Genomic DNA, 16,084 nt, shown 5'->3' with positions numbered 1-16,084 from the left:
TGGGCCCCGTGGGACTCGAACCCACAACCCGCGGATTAAAAGTCTGAGGGCTCACCTCGCCAGGCGTGTCCTGAGCCTGGAACCGTGACATGCAACGTGTCTGCGGTGGCACATCTGTCATCGCGCGACCCCACCGTATTGACAGACCTATTGACAGATGATCATGGTCCCTCAGACCGGAGTTGGGTACTCGCCGCGGGCCGCGGTGTCCAGAGCGGAAAGGTAGCGCTGATTGACTGGGTCCGTGGCGATGAACCATCCGACCTGCCCAAGCTTCTTGAGGTTCGCGCGATATCCCGAGGTCCAGTCGGGCAGCGAGCCGCAGTCGTCCGGGTTCGCACACGGAAGCACGTGGCTGGCCAGTGGCACCCAGTGATCAGCAAAGTGTGGCAGGGTCGCCCACAGGCGGTGTCGACCGTTGGTAAGCCATTCGTGCCAGGGATCAGCCTTCACCATCTCAAAGCGGATGATCCTCCACTCGGTCTTCGTCAGCCCAGTGCCGGGACCGATCTCGACGATCCCATTTCGGGGTGGTTCGTCGTCGCACTCGTCCTCGGTGCCGATGCTCCAGGCCCCGGCCGCAAGTTGGTCCCCGACGGCCGCAACCGCGGCGGCGATCAACGGCCAGCGTTGTTCGTCCCGATCGGGCCAGCGTTGCCGGCCGTCGCTCCGATCGGGGTCCTCGTTGACCCAGCCTCGAACATCCTGGGAACGCGCCCGCCACCAGAAGGCGGGCTCTTCCACCAGCACCTTTCGCGCTTTCACGCCTTCAACACTATGTGGTCGCGTCGAGCTCCTATGCAAGAGGCCCTCAAGGCCAATACCAACGGATTAGAAGAGGTGCGGCATTCCGCAGATACGTGTGTCGCCGGCTCGGGAGACCAATGCCTCTCCTCTTGACGAGCTCTCTCGTAGTCGCTAGGTAACTCCGTTCGCACCACGAATGACTACACGGTCGATGAGGTCGCACTGGGATGCGACCTCCAGCTAGTGGTCCCTCTAGTCCGTTGGAGCGGGGCGATACACGAGCTGCGACAGCTTGCCCCAAACCCACCTGGCGCCAGGCCAGTCACGGCGGATCGCGGCACTGAACCGCGTCTCGAGCGGAGAAGCTGCGCGGTCGACCTTGAGACTGGAGGGCTTGTTTCAAGGATTCTCCGTCAGGCGCCAAATGAGTTTGGTCGCCACGGGCCCGTTCTGGGACACATTAGGTCACCGTTGTGTAACGGTCTGTGCACTTCCCAAGCGTGAAACGGTTTCTGGGCACATGATCAAGCTCCACAACAGGGGAGTGGCGCGGGTCACAGTCGTCTTCGCAGTCCCTAACTGCACCTGCGGTTTCATGAGTCAGTAGTTGCAGGCACCTCCTGGTCCAGGGCGCCGATCGTGGCGCCAGAGGGGCGGAATTTTCATGTCGAAGCAGAATGGCTTGCGCCGATCGTGCGCAGCACTGTTCGCACTACTCGTTATTGGTAGCGGTCTTTCGGTAGGAACAGACGCAGCTGCTGAGGAGCCCGATCCGATCGCGATCGCTCAAGCTCCGATCGATGACGCGTTCACGCGGATCGAACAACTAGTCCAACAGCGACCGGACTGGACAGAATTCTATGGTGGCGCGTCCGCCGACGTCGAAGGCGGGTTGTTAGAGGTATTTCTGACGGGAATGGCACCGTACGAGATGCGGGAAGCAATACGGCAAGAGGCTGGCGACGTCAGACTCCGAATCGGCGTGTCTAGGTACAACCAGAGCGAACTCATGACCCAAGCCGAGGTATTGGCAGCTGCCGATCCCAACATCGCTGGCGTTGCGGTCGCCAGCAATGGCGACGGTCTCGTTGTGGACCTGATCGAAAGCCCAACGGCACGGTCATCCGACGAGAATCCGTACGTGCTCGAATATCGCACAACCGGACCGGTCGTCCCCGCAGTAGCAACCAGACAGAATGACAGCAGCGCAGCACCCGGCTGGAAGGCCGGTGCCCGGATTGACAGCTTCTCATGCACGACCGGGTACGCAGTCCGGCGAAATTCCCAAGATTACCTGATCACTGCCGCGCATTGCGGACTGTCAGGTCGGACAGCAACGGACGGGGCAGGATCCACGATCGGAACAACATCGGGACGTGACGCGTCCGATGATCAGATGTACATCGCTGCTTCGGCGGCTGCCCCTCGCCAGTACGACAAGGCTTACAACAATTCAGCAGGACTCTACAAGAATGTGGTCGGTGCAACCACGAGCCTGGGCGGCACCTATGTCTGCACTTCCGGCTCCTACACGGGAGTGAATTGCGACATCCAAATAACTAACCAGAACTACTATTACAACTTGACTGGTTCAATGTCCGGAAATAGTACCTACAAATGGGGTGCGCTCGCATTCCGTCGCACTATTTCGCTTCGAGCAATGGGTACAGGAGACAGTGGGGGACCAGTCCTGAAGAACACCGGCGTTCTGGCCGATATCCGAGCTGCTGGTATGATCAGCGGCGGCAACCGCGAAGTAACCTGCGGCAGCGGTTCAGTCGCGGGCAAATGCTATAACCGTCTGATTTATATCAAGATTGGCGACCTCACCGATGGTGGATACGCGCTTAAAGTTCGATAACAGGCTTCCCGCGCTGTGCGCAGCGCTGGCGATGGCCATCTGGCTGTCAGCATGCAGCTCGGTCACACCACCACCGCAGACTCCCGATCCAACACCTCAGGGGTCAGCCACTCCGAGACCGGCAAGCTGTCCGACAGACGGAAACGAGTTGGGCTTCAGAGGGTCTCTTGTTCGCCCGGTTCCTCCCTCGGCTGATGCTGATCTTTCTCAGCTGATCTGGTGCCATTGGCTGGACGATCCCCGAGGTCCGCAGGTGCGGGTCGAGGAACGGGCGTTGTCCCTCACAGAGCAGCAGCAAGCGACACTGGGGCTGCCTGATACCGGGTACGACCCCAACACCGTTTGCCCAGGCCAGCCAGTCATTGAGCTTTTCGTGCTCGCTCGTCTGGACGATGATCGCGCCGTGCGAATCAGGTTGCCTCAGAACGAGTGCGGAGATCCGCGACCCGAGGTGGCCGCCACCCTGGCCGAGGCACGGCATGAGGTGGTCCGGGAGTTCACCGTGAAGGGGTGAACTCCCGGACCACCTCAGCCTGCGGTGTTGCTGAACGACCGCACTTCGGCCGGATCCTCGTCGCCTACGCAGCTACACCGTCGCCGCCCTCCTCGCCGACGATCAGTGAGGCATCGGCTCAACCTGGAACATGCCGTTGTCGTCGGCCTGGGGTCTGATCTTGGATATCGGAAGGTCTCCGAGAGCTGGGCCGATATTTCGCCGGATGTATCCCTCGTAGCCCTGCCTTGTCTGGAAGTCGAGTTCGGCAATCTCCAGCCAACGCTCGATTGTGTAGGACAGTATTGCGTTCGTTGCTGCGCTGCGCTGCTGGTCCACCTGAGCTTGGAGCTTCGTCCGGACCTGTCGGATCTGGCGAGGATCGCGCGTCGACTCGCTGATGTAGTTCGGCTTTCCTGTCACGGGGTCCGGGCCGGCGTACACGCGGACCTGCTACGAGCCACCGCGAACGCGAACGTTCTTCAGTTCGTCGCCCTCGGGCTGCTTCTTCGGCCTGGCCATGTCTCGCATCATAACAATGGCCACTGACATGGCCATTGCGATTACAAGCCGCGAGAGGACTAACGCTCGCGGTGCAAACAACCTAGTCAGATGCCTTTTATTCGGTGGGGCGGGCGGGGCTTGAACCCGCGACCGGAGGATTATGAGTCCCCTGCTCTAACCGGCTGAGCTACCGCCCCGGCGGACCCGACTATAGCGGCGGGCGGCGGCAGGATAGCGGTCAGTTCGGCCGGGTAGTCGCGGCACGATTGACCGCTATCTCACGGGCGGCGGCTGGCCAGGCTGTCGGCGAGGCGGCCGAGCCAGTCGGCGACGCCTTCGGGGCCGCTGACGATCAGGTCGGACAGCTCGGTCAGGGCGTCCTCCTCGTGGGAGGCCGAGCAGACCAGCAGCCCGGAGAATCCGTCGGAACGCAGCTGTTGCACCATCCGGAAGGCCGGCAGATCACCGAGATCATCGCCGGCGAAGATCACCTGACGGGTGCCGGTCTCCTCGACCAGGGCCCGCAGCGCGACCCCCTTGTCGATCCCGGGAGCCCGGATCTCGATCACGTTCTTGCCCGGCTCGACGGCCCAACTGTGCCGTGCGGCCAGCTCGTGCAGCCGGGGCAACAGCGCCTCGAAGGCCGCCCGGGGCTGCGCCAGCTCACGGGTGTGCACGCCGATCGCCCGGCCCTTGTGCTCCAGCCGGGCGTCGCTCAGCTCGAGGTCGGCGAGCAGTTCCTCGATCTCGGCGGCGACGACATCGATCTGCTCCGGCTCGGGCGGGATGCTGAACTCGCCGGTGGCGGCGTCCCAGCGCTCGACGCCGTACTGGCCCAACACGATCATGTTCCGCAGGCCGGGGACCGAGCCGAATCGACCCAGCCGTACGGCGGTCTGGGCCGGCCGGCCGGTGATCACGGCGATGGTCAGGCCGAGCCCACCGAGCCGGCCCAGCGCGGCCACGGCCCGCGGGTTGGCGTAGGCGTGTTCGGGGTCGTCGACGATCGGCGCCAGGGTCCCGTCGAAATCGACGGCGATCATGGTCCGCTCGGGCCGCTGCATGATGGCCCGCATCGCCTCGATGCCCGGGTCGGGCAGGGTTCCGGCAGCACTCACGTCGCCGATGCTGTCAGACGATGGCGACTGCACACAACGGGCGTCTTGCGGGAGCGAACGTTCGCCCGGCCGAATCTCGCCCTTCGTCGAGCGTCGGTTAAAGTGTGGAAACGCCTTGGGAGGCTGAGCTGAACAGATGAGCACCGATAGAGGGAAAAAGTCGTCCAGCCCGACCTCATCCTTCGTGGTGGTCGCCAACCGTCTCGCCGTCGACCGGATCGAGCACGCCGACGGGAGCACCGGGTGGCGCACGTCCCCCGGAGGACTGGTCACCGCACTCGAGCCGGTGATGCGCGCCAATGACGGGGCCTGGATCGGCTGGCACGGCGCGCCGGACGAGAAGCTGCGACCGTTCAGCAGCGACGGAATGCAGTTGGTCCCGGTGCATCTGACCTCCGACGAGGTCCGCGACTACTACGAGGGTCTGTCCAACGGCACCCTGTGGCCGCTGTATCACGACGCCGTCGAGCACCCGCACTTCCACCGCGAGTGGTGGGACGCCTACGTCGAGGTCAACGAACGGTTCGCCGCCCGGGCCGCCGAGGTGGCCGAACCCGGCGCCGTGGTCTGGGTGCAGGACTATCAGCTGCAGTTGGTGCCGCAGCTGCTCCGCCAGCGCCGGCCCGACCTGCGGATCGGCTTCTTCCTGCACATCCCGTTCCCGCCGCTGGAGCTGTTCCAGCAGCTGCCGTGGCGTAACCAGATCCTCGAGGGCCTGCTGGGTGCCGACCTGGTCGGCTTCCAGCTCCCCGGCGGGGCCCAGAACTTCGTCCGATTGGTACGGCAGCGGCTTCACTTGCAGACCCACCGCGACCGGGTCCGGACCGCGGACGGCCGGACGGTGCTGGCCCGCGCGTACCCGATCTCGATCGACGCCGACAGCTTCCACGACCTGGCCGCCAGCCCGGCGGTGGAGCAGCGGGCCAAGCAGATCCGGCACGATCTCGGCGACCCGACGACGATGATCCTCGGCGTCGACCGGCTGGACTACACGAAGGGCCTGCGGCAGCGGATCCGCGCCTTCGGCGAGCTGGTCAACGAGGGCCGGGTCGACCCGGAGGAGACCGTCTACGTCCAGGTCGCCACCCCGTCCCGGGAACGGGTCGACCAGTACCGGCAACTCCGCGACGACATCGACATGCTGGTCGGCCGGATCAACGGCGAGAGCGGTCGGATCGGCCGGCCGCCGATCACCTACCTGCATGCCTCCTACCCGCGCGACGAGATGGCCGCGCTCTATCGAGCGGCCGACATCATGGTGGTCACCCCGCTCCGGGACGGGATGAACCTGGTCGCCAAGGAGTTCATCGCCTGTCGGCAGGACGATTCCGGGGCGCTGGTGCTGAGCGAGTTCGCCGGTGCGGCCAAGGAATTGCGCCAGGCCTATCTGGTGAATCCGTACGACATCAACGGCCTGAAGGAACGGCTGCTCGAGGCGATGACCGACTCGCCGCGGGTGCACGCCCGACGGATGCGGTTCCTGCGCAAACAGGTGTTCGAGAACGACATCGACCGGTGGGCGTCGCTGTTCCTGGACGACCTGGCCGGCCGCTCGTGACCAGGGTGTGTCTCTTGATCCGGCCTTGACCCAATCTTTGGACGGCTCATCACAATTAAGGTCAATCCGATCCAATCCTGTTGTGATGGCGGTCCGGGCGCCCTAGCCTCGAAATTGGCTGGGGCCCTGAGCCCGGCATCGCACTCCCTACCGTGCGGCGCCCTGCCCCCCCAGGCGACTTTGGGCCCCAGCCGGTAACACTTCTCACCTGCGGACACGTCTCGCCGTCGCCGTTCCGGCACGCCTTCCTGTCGCTCGCCGCCGATCGGTCACCGTGGACGGCAGCCGCGAGGCGTGGGTGTTCGCGGTGGAGCCGAGCACGGTGATCACGTTTGCCAAGGGCGTCTTCGGCCAGACGGTGTACCGGCCCTGATCAGGGCCGGACACCGCGGCATCAGGAGCAAAAGCTCCCCCGGTTGGACTCGAACCAACAACCCTGCGATTAACAGTCGCATGCTCTGCCAATTGAGCTACAGGGGATCGCACCGCTTCCCCGTTCGGAGTGGGGCGCGGCTACGTACGATAGCAGGCCGGTCAGCGAATGTCGTACTCGGTTCGCACCTGGTCCAGCGCCCGCTCGGCGACGGCCTGGACACCCTCGGTCTGCCAGGTGATCCCGCGGGTCAGGGTGCTGTGCCAGGTGATCGGCGCGTCCCGGTCGGCGAGGTCGCGCCGGCCGCTGATCGTCACCCCACGCTTGCCCTCGACGGAGATGAACTTCTCCACCACGAGGCTGGCCGCGACCCGCTCCCGGAACAACTCGGGCAGCCGGGCCGGCTCGGCCAGGTCGACCAGGCCGCGCTTGCCCTCGTAGGTCCGCCAGCTGATCCGCCGGGTCTCGGCGTTCCAGCCGCCGGACTCGATCTCGTGCCAGCCGACGTGGGTCCAGCCGTCGACGCTGCCGTACGAGAGCACCGCCGGAAACCCGACGCAGAAGCCGTCGGCGGTGCTGGCCCAGGCCAGGATCCGCTCGGCCGCCCGGCCGGACGCGCGGAGCGACTCCGACAGCGACCCGTACGCCTCGTCCGGCATCCCTCGGCCCTTGCTCCACCACCGGCTCATGCGGTCATTCTTCCAGCCCCGCCCGCGCACACTTCACGCAGTCGGCGCAGCGCCCGGGCCTCGATCCGGCGCACGCTGGAGACCGAGACGCCGAGCCGCCGGGCGATCGCCGTGAACGACGTCGCGGCGCCTTCCGTCACCGGCTCGTCCGTCGTTGCCCCCTCCCCTGCCGGCCCGTTCCGGGTCGGCTCGCCGCCGGGCAGGCCGTACCGCTGCCGCAGCACGTCCCGCTCGACCGGCGCCAGGTGCCAGAGCAGCCGATCGGCGGTCCACTCGGACTCGTCCGCGACCTCCTCCGGGGCCGGGCCGGCATCGGCCAGCCGGGCCGGCTCGTCGCCGTCGTCGAGCGACCCGATCCGCTGCCAGGCGAGCAGCCGCTCATAGCCGCGCTGGTCCAGCCCGGCCCGGGCCGCGACCTCGGCCGGGGTCGCATCCCGGCCTAGGGCCTGCACGAGTTCGTCCTCGGCGGCCCGCGCCGCCCGCAGCCGGCCGACGCCAGCGGCGGGCAGCGCCGGACCGCTCCCGCGGCGTTGCACCGCCTCGCCGAGCCGGGCCCGGATCCACGGCACCGCGTAGGTGGAGAACCGCAGCCCGCGTCGGTGATCGAACCGCGTGACGGCGATCATCAGCCCGAGGCAACCTTCCTGAAACAGCTCGTCGCGCGGCAGGCCGGTCCGGGCGGCGCAGGCACGCACCAGGCCGGCGACCAGGCCGAGGTTGGCCTGGACGAACCGCTGCCGGGCCTGCCGTCCGGCCTGCTCCAGGGCGAGCAGTTCCTCGACCGTCGCGTCGGAGCGCCGCAGCGCCGCCTGCCGTTCCGCCCAGGCCAGCGCCCCGACCTCGATCCGGTACGCCAGCTCCCGCTCCTCCGCCGCCGTCAGCAGGTCGGCATCCCCCGAGTGATCAACCATGGACGCACTGTGCGCCAGATCCGGCCCGGCGGCCAGCACGTACCCCCAAATCTGTGGATAACCCTCGCACCCCGCCGACTTGTCAGAACTGAGTAGCCCCAGGACACACCTCAGTTCTGACAAGTCGGAGAAACTCCGTTTGATATACGGAATTATTGTGGAGGATGGTGCGTTGACGCCTATCGACCCACCGAACCACCGGAAGGATCACTCTTGTCTCAGCTCGAACGCCTCGTCCAACTCGGCGTCCCCGCTCTCGCCGACCGAACTGCCGAGGAGTTCCGCCGGCTCGGCGCCGACCTGCCCGACCGCCCCGATGCCGTGCTCGCCGTCCATCCGTCCCTGGTGCCGGCCAGCGCCCTGACCCCGCTGCTCGCCCGCTCCGGCAAGCCGGGTTTCGTGGTCGAGGACCTGACCGACCTCGACCGGTTCGTGCCGGTGCCCACCGTCGAGATCCCGGACCGGCCGCTCTATCTGATCACCGAGCCCGACCGCGGCGACGACCTGCGGAACTGGAGCCCGCACGAGGCGGTGCCGGAGCTCGCCGCCCGCGGCCGGAGCCCGTTGACCATCAGTGAGGGGATCAGCTGGCTGTTGCAGCAGCCCGACCGGCTGGAGCCGAACTTCTGCTTCATGTGCCCCGCGTCCCGCAAGACCAACGATCGCGGCCGGCTCGATGCCCGTACGCCGGCGATCTGGATCAGTGGCGGCACCGGCCGGGACGGGCGCGATCGCCGCGACGCACCCAAGGTCGGCTGGTGCTGGGCCGGCAACCGGCACACCTGGCTCGGCTTCGGCTCCACCACCGGCCGGCTGTCCGACCCCGCCCATCGACCAGCTTCATGAACTTTCCTGTCACTTCATGAAGGTTGCAACGTTCATAGAGGTGGTCAGTCCTGGGAGCCCATGCTGCGTTGGTGCAGGGCGTGGCGGCGGGCTTCGAGGACGACGAGCTCGGAGAACATCTGGTTGTAGCGGGTCGCGTGCTCGACCGGGTTGGTCCGTTGCAGCTTCGACTTCAGCTCGGCGATCTGCCGCATCACGGTGAGGAGTTGCAGGCTCGAGCTGTACGCCGACACCAGGCGCTCGGTCGGGTCGCCGGTGATCGGCAGCGGCTCGACGGCGAGGGCGACCACCAGGCCGCGGATCCGCTCGTCCTCGGCCGCGAGGCTGACCCGGTGCGCCCAGTCGCCGTCGGTGCCGTCGGCGGTGGCCTTCTCGACCCCGGTGAACACCGCGGCATACGCGGGGTGGGTGAAGTCGGCGACCCCGACGCCGTCCCAGCCGGCACCGAACCGCTGCGGCGCCTGGATGATCAACTTCAGCGTCTGCCGTTCCGTGGTGAGCAGCCGGTCGTTCGGGTCGGGCAGTTCGGGCCCGGCCGGCCGGCGCACCGGCTCATCGTCGGCCGGCGGTTGGTCCGGCCCCGCGTCGCCCCGGCCGCGGTTGTCCTGGCCGCGACCACGATCACCCTTGCCCTGCGGACGGGGAGCCCGGGCGGCGCGGGCCACCTCCCGCTGCACCTCTTCCGGCTCCATGCCGAGCAGGCCGGTCAGCTCGCGGATGTAACCGCTGACCAGACCACGGTCGCGGATGCTGCCGACCAGCGGCGCCGCCGAGCGGAGCGCGTTCAGCCGGCCGTCGGCGCGATCGAGGTCGTAGCGGCCGACGATGTTGCTCATCACGAACCGATACAGCGGCACCCGCCGGGCCACCAGCTCGCGGACCGCCGCATCGCCCTGCTGCAACCGCAGGTCGCACGGGTCGAGACCGCTCGGCTCGACCGCGACATAGGTCTGGGCCAGGAAGTTCTGATCACCGGAGAACACCTTCAGCGCGGCGCTCTGGCCCGCCTCGTCGCCGTCGAAGGTGAAGATCACCTCACCGTTGAACGCGTCATGATCACCCATCAGCCGGCGCAGCAGCCGAGCATGATCATCACCGAACGCGGTGCCGCAGGAGGCGATCGCCGTGTCCACTCCGGAGAGGTGCGCCGCCATCACGTCGGTATAGCCCTCGACCACCACCGCCTGGCTCTTCTTGGCGATCGCCTGCCGGGCCCGGTCGAGGCCGTACAGCACGTGGGATTTCTTGTACAGCGGGGTTTCCGGGGTGTTGATGTATTTGGCGGAGATCCGGTCGTCGTCGAAGATCCGCCGGCCGCCGAAGCCGAGCACCTGCCGGCCGGAGTCGCGGATCGGCCAGAGCAGCCGGCCCTGGAAGAAGTCGTAGCCGGACTCGCGGGCCAGGCCGCCGGCGACCAGGTCGGCGTCGGCGAAGCCGCGGCCGCGCAGATGCCGCAGCAACGACTTACCGTCCCGAGGCGCGAAGCCGACCCCGAAGTCGGTCGCGGTCTCCCGGTCGAAGCCGCGCTCGGCCAGGAACTGCCGTCCGGCCAGGGCATCCGGCTTGGTCAACTGGTCGGCGAAGTATTCGGCCGCGGCCTGGTGCATCTCCATCAGCCGCATCCGCAGCCCCGGCGGTGTCCGCGGGCCGCCGTCGTCGGTGTAGCGGAGCTGGATCCCGACACGGTCGGCCAGCCGTTCGATCGCCTCGACGAAGGACAGGTTGTCGATCTTCTGGACGAAGCTGATCACGTCCCCGCCCTCGGAGCAGGAGCCGAAGCAGTACCAGAGTCCGCGGGCCGGGGTGACCTGGAAGCTCGGCGTCTTCTCCTCGTGGAACGGGCACAGGCCGACCATCGAGCCGCCGGATCGGCGCAGCGTGACGTACGAACCGACGATCTCGTCGATCCGGGCGCGGTCGCGGACGGCCGCGATGTCTTCCTCGTTGATCCGGCCCGCCACACCGCGAGTGTAGACCCGCGCGAGCGGCCCGCCGCACGGCACTAAAATGAGGGCATGCCGAGGATTGCGCCGGACCCGGAACGCCAGCAGCCGTGGCTGATCTTCGACGGCGACTGCGCCTTCTGCACCACCACCGCGACCTGGATCGCGGAGCGGCTGCGTCGGCCCGATCGGCCGGAGGCGCGGCTGATCCCGTGGCAGTTCACGGACCTGGAGGCGGCCGGCACGACGGCGGAGCGGGCCCAGCACGAGGTGCTCTGGCTCGACCTGCGCGGTGACGTCTCCGGCGGCGCCGCGGCCGTCTCGGCCTGGCTGCGCTACGCCGGCGGCCCGTACCGGATCCTCGGCACGCTGCTCCGGCTGCCGGTGATCGCCCAGCTCGCCGCGGCGGCCTACCGGGTGATCGCGATCAATCGGCACCGGCTGCCCGGCGGCTCACCGGCCTGCGCCCTGCCGCCGCCCGGAACGGAACCGGTGCCGCACCACTGATCCGTCCAGGATCTGTGCTGTGCAGTCCATGTCCTCCATCCCGGAGCGCCTGACAGGCTTGGAGTCACGAGTTTCCGATCTGAGGAGTTCTGATTCCGATGACTGCCACCGAGATCGATGATCCGCAGGTCCTCCAGCAGGGGTACGTGATCATCGAGGACCTGCTCTCCCCCGCCGAGTGCGACGAGATCGGCGAGCGCCTGCTCGAGTACGCCCGCGGCGACCGCGAGGCGACCGGCCGGCTGCAGGTCCAGCGCGAGCCGGCGCTGGTCCGGTCCGGTCAGCAGGTCGAGCCGGGTCAGGACGTACGCAAGATCAGCGGGCTGTGGGACGACGAGCTGATCCGGCGGGAGTTGATCACCCGCCCGGCAGTCGCGCAGCGGATCCAGTCGATCCTCGGCGAGAAGCTCTGGCTGTTCCGGGCCGACGCGTTGATGAAGCCGGGCAAGGTCGGCTCGGAGAAGGGCTTCCACCAGGACTCGCCGTACTGGCCGATCGAGCCGATGTCGCTCTGGTCCTGCTGGCTGCCGCTGGACGACGCGACGGTCGAGAACGGCTGCATGCTGGTCATCCCCGGCAGCCAGGCCGGCGGCGGACTGCCGCACGAGTCGACCCAGGACGACTACGTCATCCCCAGCAGCCGGTACGACCTCGACGCCGTGGTCCCGGTGCCGATGCGCCGCGGCTCCGGCCTCTTCTTCCACAGCCTGGTCGTGCACGGCACCGCGGCCAACACCTCCGGCCAGTCGCGGCGGGCGATCACGATGAGCTACTTCGGCGCCGAACACCGCTACACCGGCGACGACGAGGCACCGGACTATCCGGTCGTGGCGCCCCGGCCGTGACGCCGGCCCCGGCCCGCAGACGGCAGGATCGGCACTGTGCGGACCGATGACGACGGCGCGGGCATCTCGCTGACCGTGCACGCGGCGGCGGCCTTCGACTGCTCACCCAGTTGGCGGCTGCCGCCGCGCTCGCTGCCGCACTACCAACTGTGGGTGATCACGTCGGGCTCGATGATCTTCCGGTTGGGCTCGCTCGAAGCGGCCGAGGTCGGGGCCCGGTCGGCGATCCTGATCCCGCCGAACGTCGCCCAACAGGCCGAGTTCGGCGAGCCGCCGCTGCAGACGTACGTGGCCCACTTCATGGCCTACGACCGGGGCGAACCACGACCGGACCTGTGGCCGCCGACGTTGTTGATCAACTGCGCCGGACGGTCCTGGGACCGGATCGTCGCCGACGTCCGGGACACCGCCACCGAGCTTGATCAACGCCGGCCGGGCGGACGGCTGATCGCCAACGCCGCTTTGGCCGGCGCGCTCGGGCGGCTGCTGCGGTCGGACGCCGAGTCGGTGATCACCGACGATGGTGCGGCCCTGCCGCCCGCGGTGGCGGCGGCGATCGATCACATCCGGCAGCACTACGACCGGGAGCTGAGCACGCGCGAGCTGGCCGAGGCGAGCCACGTCAGCGCCGAGCAGTTGCGCCGGATGTTTCGCCGGGCCACCGGCCAGCCACCGTCCCGCTTCATCCAGTGGTTCCGGATCGGGATCGCCCGGCAGTTGCTGCGCGACACCGACCTGCCGGTCGCCGCGATCGCCCGGCGGTCCGGATTCGGCGATCCGTTCTACTTCAGCCGGGTGTTCACCGCCGTGGAGGGCACCGCACCGTCCCGTTATCGGGCCGTCGCCCAGGAGGAACTGTCCGCGGGTCCCGGGGCTTCCCCCACTGGTCAGCGCCCTCCTAGGGCTACTCAGTTCTGACAACTCGGCGTTGGAGGCCGTCGACGCGGGGATGCGTGCGGCGCGCCGGGGTGTAGACCAGGAGCTCGCCGAGGCGCTCGTAGCCGACCGTCGGATAGAGCCGGGCGCCGGCCTGGCTGGCGCTCAGCACCGAGCAGTGGGCGCCGCGGTCGCGGTCGTCGCGGAGCATCCGGGCCAGCAGCGCGCGGCCGATCCCGCGCCGGCGGTGGGTCGCGGCGACGAACATCTCCGAGCACCAGGTCGCCACCTGGTCGGTCGCCGGGCCGACCCCGGCTACCTCGACGCTGGCGACCCAGCCGACCGCGGTCCCGTCCAGCACCGCCAGATACTGCCGCAACCGTCCGTCCGGCTCGAACGCCTCCGCCGGCAACCGGGGGCCGCCGGCCGCGCGCAGTCGCTCGGCCTGATCCTGGGTCGTGACCTGTTCGATCGGGATCGCCCGGTCCCGCGGCGGCAGGTCGATCAGCCGATGCTGCAGGAACGGTTCGGCGCCGCCCAGCCGGAAGCCCAGGTCGCGGTAGGCCAGCCGGATCGGATCCGGATCCTGGTCGTCGGAGCGGACCACACAGAGCGCGTACCGACCGCAGGTGTTTCGCTCGGCCAGCTCGTGCAGCTCTGCCGGCGCCAGGCCGTGCGCGACCCATTCCTCCCGGCGGTACTTGGCCGGATCGCGGCGCGGCGCGTCCCGGATCACCCAGCCGAGGCCGACCCGTTCGGCAACGTAGGGATGGGTCCGGCTGCGGACGAAGCCGAAGCCGCGGACGAACACCTCGATCGCCCGGTCGATCTCGCCGTCGTCACTCACTCCGTCAGCATCCCCCACCGACGCGGCCGCCGCCGCCGATAGCCCGGACTTGCTCCGCGATCCGGTCATCCACAGCCGGTCGGCAACGAATTCCGTTGTCCACAGACTTTCTGGCCGGCCGACCGATCGGGCCTCGCAGCGACAGAGTCCCCGGCATGGGAATCCGCTATTACGCCTATCCGCTCGCCGCCGAGTTCGTCGCCAGGGCCCGGGAGGAACCGCTCGACTTCTTGTCGGCCGACCCGTTGCTCGACGCCTGGGGCCCGGCCGAGGAACGGCCGATCATGCTCTATCTGGACAAGTGCTGGAGGTATCTCCAGGCCCTGACCCAACCCGACTACGGGCAGGACCCCCGACCCGCCTATTGGTTGTTCGAGGGCGAGGTCACCTTCGTCCACGACGGGCTCGCCTGGATCCCGTGGACCAGGGTGCTCGATCCGGACGAGGTGGCCGAGGTCGCCCGCGACCTCAGCCTGCTCGGCACCGACGACGTCCGCAGCCTGCTCCGACAGCCGGGCTTCCGCAGCTCCGCCGACGAGTACGGCTACATCGCGCAGTATCTCGCCGACGCGCAGGACTTCGCCGCCCGGATGGCCAAGGACGGCTCCGGCCTGGTCTACCTGATCGGGTGATCGGCTCACCCCTGCACGGATCCGGTCCCGAACGGTCCTGGATCAGCCGAGGAGGTAGTGCCGGATGGCGAGGGCGGCACCGCCGCGGGCCCAGTCGAAGAAGTCGAGTCGTTCCATGATCAGGTCGTCAGGGTCGGCCAGGGAGCTGCGATGATCGGCGAGGCCACGGCGGACCACGTCGTCGGTGATGATCGCGAAGTCGATCCCGTCACCGCAGAGGATGAGCCGCTCGGGAGCGATCAGGTCGGCCACCCGGGCGCAGAGCTGCCCGAGTTGGTAGGCCGAGGTCTCGAGCACGACCCGCACCGCGGGGTCACCGTCGCGGGCCAGCCGGACGCACTCCTCGAACTCGAGCGGAGCACCGACCGCCTCACTCGCGAGTCTCGCCAGCCCGCCCGAGGTCAGCATCACCGAGGCGCAGCCGCGATGTCCCTCGCTGCACTCGGGCCCGTCCGCCCGCAGTTGCCAGTGCCCGATCTCGCCGGAGATGCCGCGGTCGCCGGTGATCAGCGCGTCGTTGATCACCATCGCGCAGCCGAAGCCGACGCCGAGGGTGAGCACCGCCAGCGACTGGCAGTCCCGGCCCGAGCCGAACCAGTGCTGGGACAGGGTCAGGGCCTTGACGTCGTTGTGCACGGTGACCGGCAGCCCGACCGCCGCGGCCAGAATGCTGCCGACCTCGACCTCGCCCCAGCCGAGGAAGTAGGCGTGCCGCACCGAGTTGCCGTCCGAGACCGGCCCGCCGATGCCGACCCCGACCCCGCGGATCCGGGGATCGTCGGCCCGCAGCTCCTTGATCAGTTCGGCCACCCGGTTCAGGAAGGTCCCCGGGGCCCGCGCCCGGGTGCCGACCCGACGCCGGGTGATCACGTCGCCGGCCAGGTCGGTCACCACGGCGTACGCGGCGCCGGTGACGATCTTGATACCGACGAAGTGCGCGGCGTCGCCGTTGATCTCCAGCGGCAGCGACGGCCGGCCGGTCGCGGCCCGTTGCTCGGCCGGGCGTTCCCGCACCAGCCGGGTCCTGATCAGTTCCTTGGTCAGCCGGGTCAGCGACGGGCTGGACAGGCCGAGCCGGCGGGCCAGCTCGGCCCGGGCGATCGGCCCGTGCCGCAACACGGCCAGTGCGACGCTCTGGGCGGTCTTGTCCAACCGGGGCGCGTCGGCGCCGTCCGCCACGGCATTCATCCGTCCACCGCCGCGGACAGGACGGCACCCGACACGACCGTCATGATCACCCCGCCAGTATCGATTGCAGCAGCCGGCACCCGGTCGGCCGGTCGGCTGGCCTTAAACGTTGGCACGAAGGAAACCCGAGGGCAAGACCGGCGAGA

15 protein-coding genes and 2 tRNA genes are annotated in these 16,084 nt (G+C 68.3%); 7 read left to right on the top strand and 10 right to left on the bottom strand.

Translation table 11 applies throughout. From position 1 onward, the window contains the following. Positions 1-171: 171 nt before the first annotated feature. A complete protein-coding gene (locus tag FNH24_RS02385) occupies positions 172-765 on the bottom strand; it encodes a hypothetical protein (RefSeq protein ID WP_152360502.1) in 594 nt (197 codons plus the stop codon). Between the two features lie 646 nt (positions 766-1,411). Between FNH24_RS02385 and FNH24_RS02380 the strand changes: the two genes are divergently transcribed. Continuing rightward, positions 1,412-2,608 (top strand): chymotrypsin family serine protease, encoded by a 1,197-nt coding sequence (locus FNH24_RS02380; protein WP_152360501.1) that lies wholly within the window; start codon positions 1,412-1,414, stop codon positions 2,606-2,608. A 616-nt stretch (positions 2,609-3,224) separates the two neighbouring features. Here FNH24_RS02380 and FNH24_RS02375 read toward each other — a convergent pair. From FNH24_RS02375 to otsB, 3 genes are all read right to left on the bottom strand, one after another. Continuing rightward, positions 3,225-3,545, bottom strand: a complete 321-nt coding sequence (locus FNH24_RS02375) for a tyrosine-type recombinase/integrase (protein WP_152360500.1) — start codon at positions 3,543-3,545, stop codon at positions 3,225-3,227. 183 nt (positions 3,546-3,728) lie between these two features. Beyond that, positions 3,729-3,802, bottom strand: a tRNA-Ile gene (locus FNH24_RS02370). Positions 3,803-3,883: 81 nt separating this feature from the next. Continuing rightward, on the bottom strand, positions 3,884-4,723 hold the full coding sequence (otsB, locus tag FNH24_RS02365; RefSeq protein WP_246186711.1) for a trehalose-phosphatase: 840 nt from the start codon (positions 4,721-4,723) through the stop codon (positions 3,884-3,886). Positions 4,724-4,859: 136 nt separating this feature from the next. On the opposite strand from otsB, the gene FNH24_RS02360 reads away from it, so the two are divergent. Then, complete coding sequence (locus tag FNH24_RS02360; RefSeq protein WP_152360499.1) at positions 4,860-6,281, top strand: alpha,alpha-trehalose-phosphate synthase (UDP-forming); 1,422 nt, start codon at positions 4,860-4,862, stop codon at positions 6,279-6,281. 407 nt (positions 6,282-6,688) lie between these two features. Here the strand turns inward: FNH24_RS02360 and FNH24_RS02355 are convergent. The 3 genes from FNH24_RS02355 to FNH24_RS02345 form a co-directional block, all read right to left on the bottom strand. Continuing rightward, positions 6,689-6,761: transfer RNA gene (locus FNH24_RS02355), tRNA-Asn, on the bottom strand. Between the two features lie 54 nt (positions 6,762-6,815). Then, complete coding sequence (locus FNH24_RS02350; RefSeq protein WP_152360498.1) at positions 6,816-7,343, bottom strand: hypothetical protein; 528 nt, start codon at positions 7,341-7,343, stop codon at positions 6,816-6,818. Next, on the bottom strand, positions 7,340-8,254 hold the full coding sequence (locus FNH24_RS02345) for a sigma-70 family RNA polymerase sigma factor (RefSeq protein ID WP_152360497.1): 915 nt from the start codon (positions 8,252-8,254) through the stop codon (positions 7,340-7,342). Before FNH24_RS02345 ends, FNH24_RS02350 begins: the two co-directional genes overlap by 4 nt. 213 nt (positions 8,255-8,467) lie before the next feature. Between FNH24_RS02345 and FNH24_RS02340 the strand changes: the two genes are divergently transcribed. After that, positions 8,468-9,100 carry a DUF5701 family protein gene (locus FNH24_RS02340; protein WP_152360496.1) on the top strand — a complete coding sequence of 211 codons (633 nt, stop codon included), beginning with the start codon at positions 8,468-8,470 and terminating at the stop codon, positions 9,098-9,100. Between the two features lie 44 nt (positions 9,101-9,144). Here FNH24_RS02340 and dnaG read toward each other — a convergent pair whose 3' ends face one another. Next, on the bottom strand, positions 9,145-11,061 hold the full coding sequence (gene dnaG, locus FNH24_RS02335) for a DNA primase (RefSeq protein WP_152360495.1): 1,917 nt from the start codon (positions 11,059-11,061) through the stop codon (positions 9,145-9,147). Between the two features lie 54 nt (positions 11,062-11,115). Between dnaG and FNH24_RS02330 the strand changes: the two genes are divergently transcribed. The 3 genes from FNH24_RS02330 to FNH24_RS02320 all read left to right on the top strand — a co-directional run bounded on the left by FNH24_RS02330 (position 11,116) and on the right by FNH24_RS02320 (position 13,313). Next, a complete protein-coding gene (locus tag FNH24_RS02330; RefSeq protein WP_152360494.1) occupies positions 11,116-11,550 on the top strand; it encodes a thiol-disulfide oxidoreductase DCC family protein in 435 nt (144 codons plus the stop codon). 98 nt (positions 11,551-11,648) lie between these two features. After that, the gene (locus FNH24_RS02325) at positions 11,649-12,395 is read left to right on the top strand and encodes a phytanoyl-CoA dioxygenase family protein (RefSeq protein WP_152360493.1); all 747 of its coding nucleotides are present in this window, start codon (positions 11,649-11,651) and stop codon (positions 12,393-12,395) included. Positions 12,396-12,431: 36 nt separating this feature from the next. Further along, the gene (locus FNH24_RS02320; RefSeq protein ID WP_152360492.1) at positions 12,432-13,313 is read left to right on the top strand and encodes a helix-turn-helix domain-containing protein; all 882 of its coding nucleotides are present in this window, start codon (positions 12,432-12,434) and stop codon (positions 13,311-13,313) included. Here FNH24_RS02320 and FNH24_RS02315 read toward each other — a convergent pair. Beyond that, positions 13,300-14,118: a GNAT family N-acetyltransferase gene (locus FNH24_RS02315; protein ID WP_161605953.1), complete on the bottom strand. Its 819-nt coding sequence runs from the start codon at positions 14,116-14,118 to the stop codon at positions 13,300-13,302. The genes FNH24_RS02320 and FNH24_RS02315 overlap by 14 nt on opposite strands. Positions 14,119-14,273: 155 nt before the next feature. Between FNH24_RS02315 and FNH24_RS02310 the strand changes: the two genes are divergently transcribed. Then, positions 14,274-14,750, top strand: a complete 477-nt coding sequence (locus FNH24_RS02310; RefSeq protein ID WP_152360490.1) for a DUF1877 family protein — start codon at positions 14,274-14,276, stop codon at positions 14,748-14,750. Between the two features lie 42 nt (positions 14,751-14,792). Here the strand turns inward: FNH24_RS02310 and FNH24_RS02305 are convergent, their stop codons facing one another. After that, positions 14,793-15,938 (bottom strand): ROK family transcriptional regulator, encoded by a 1,146-nt coding sequence (locus tag FNH24_RS02305; protein ID WP_152360489.1) that lies wholly within the window; start codon positions 15,936-15,938, stop codon positions 14,793-14,795. Between the last annotated feature and the right edge of the window lie 146 nt (positions 15,939-16,084).

This window comes from Microlunatus speluncae (genome assembly GCF_009299835.1).
Taxonomy (GTDB): Bacteria; Actinomycetota; Actinomycetes; order Propionibacteriales; family Propionibacteriaceae; genus Microlunatus; species Microlunatus speluncae.
The sequence above is the reverse complement of the archived record's forward strand: the minus strand, read 5'-3'. Positions and strand labels throughout refer to the sequence as shown.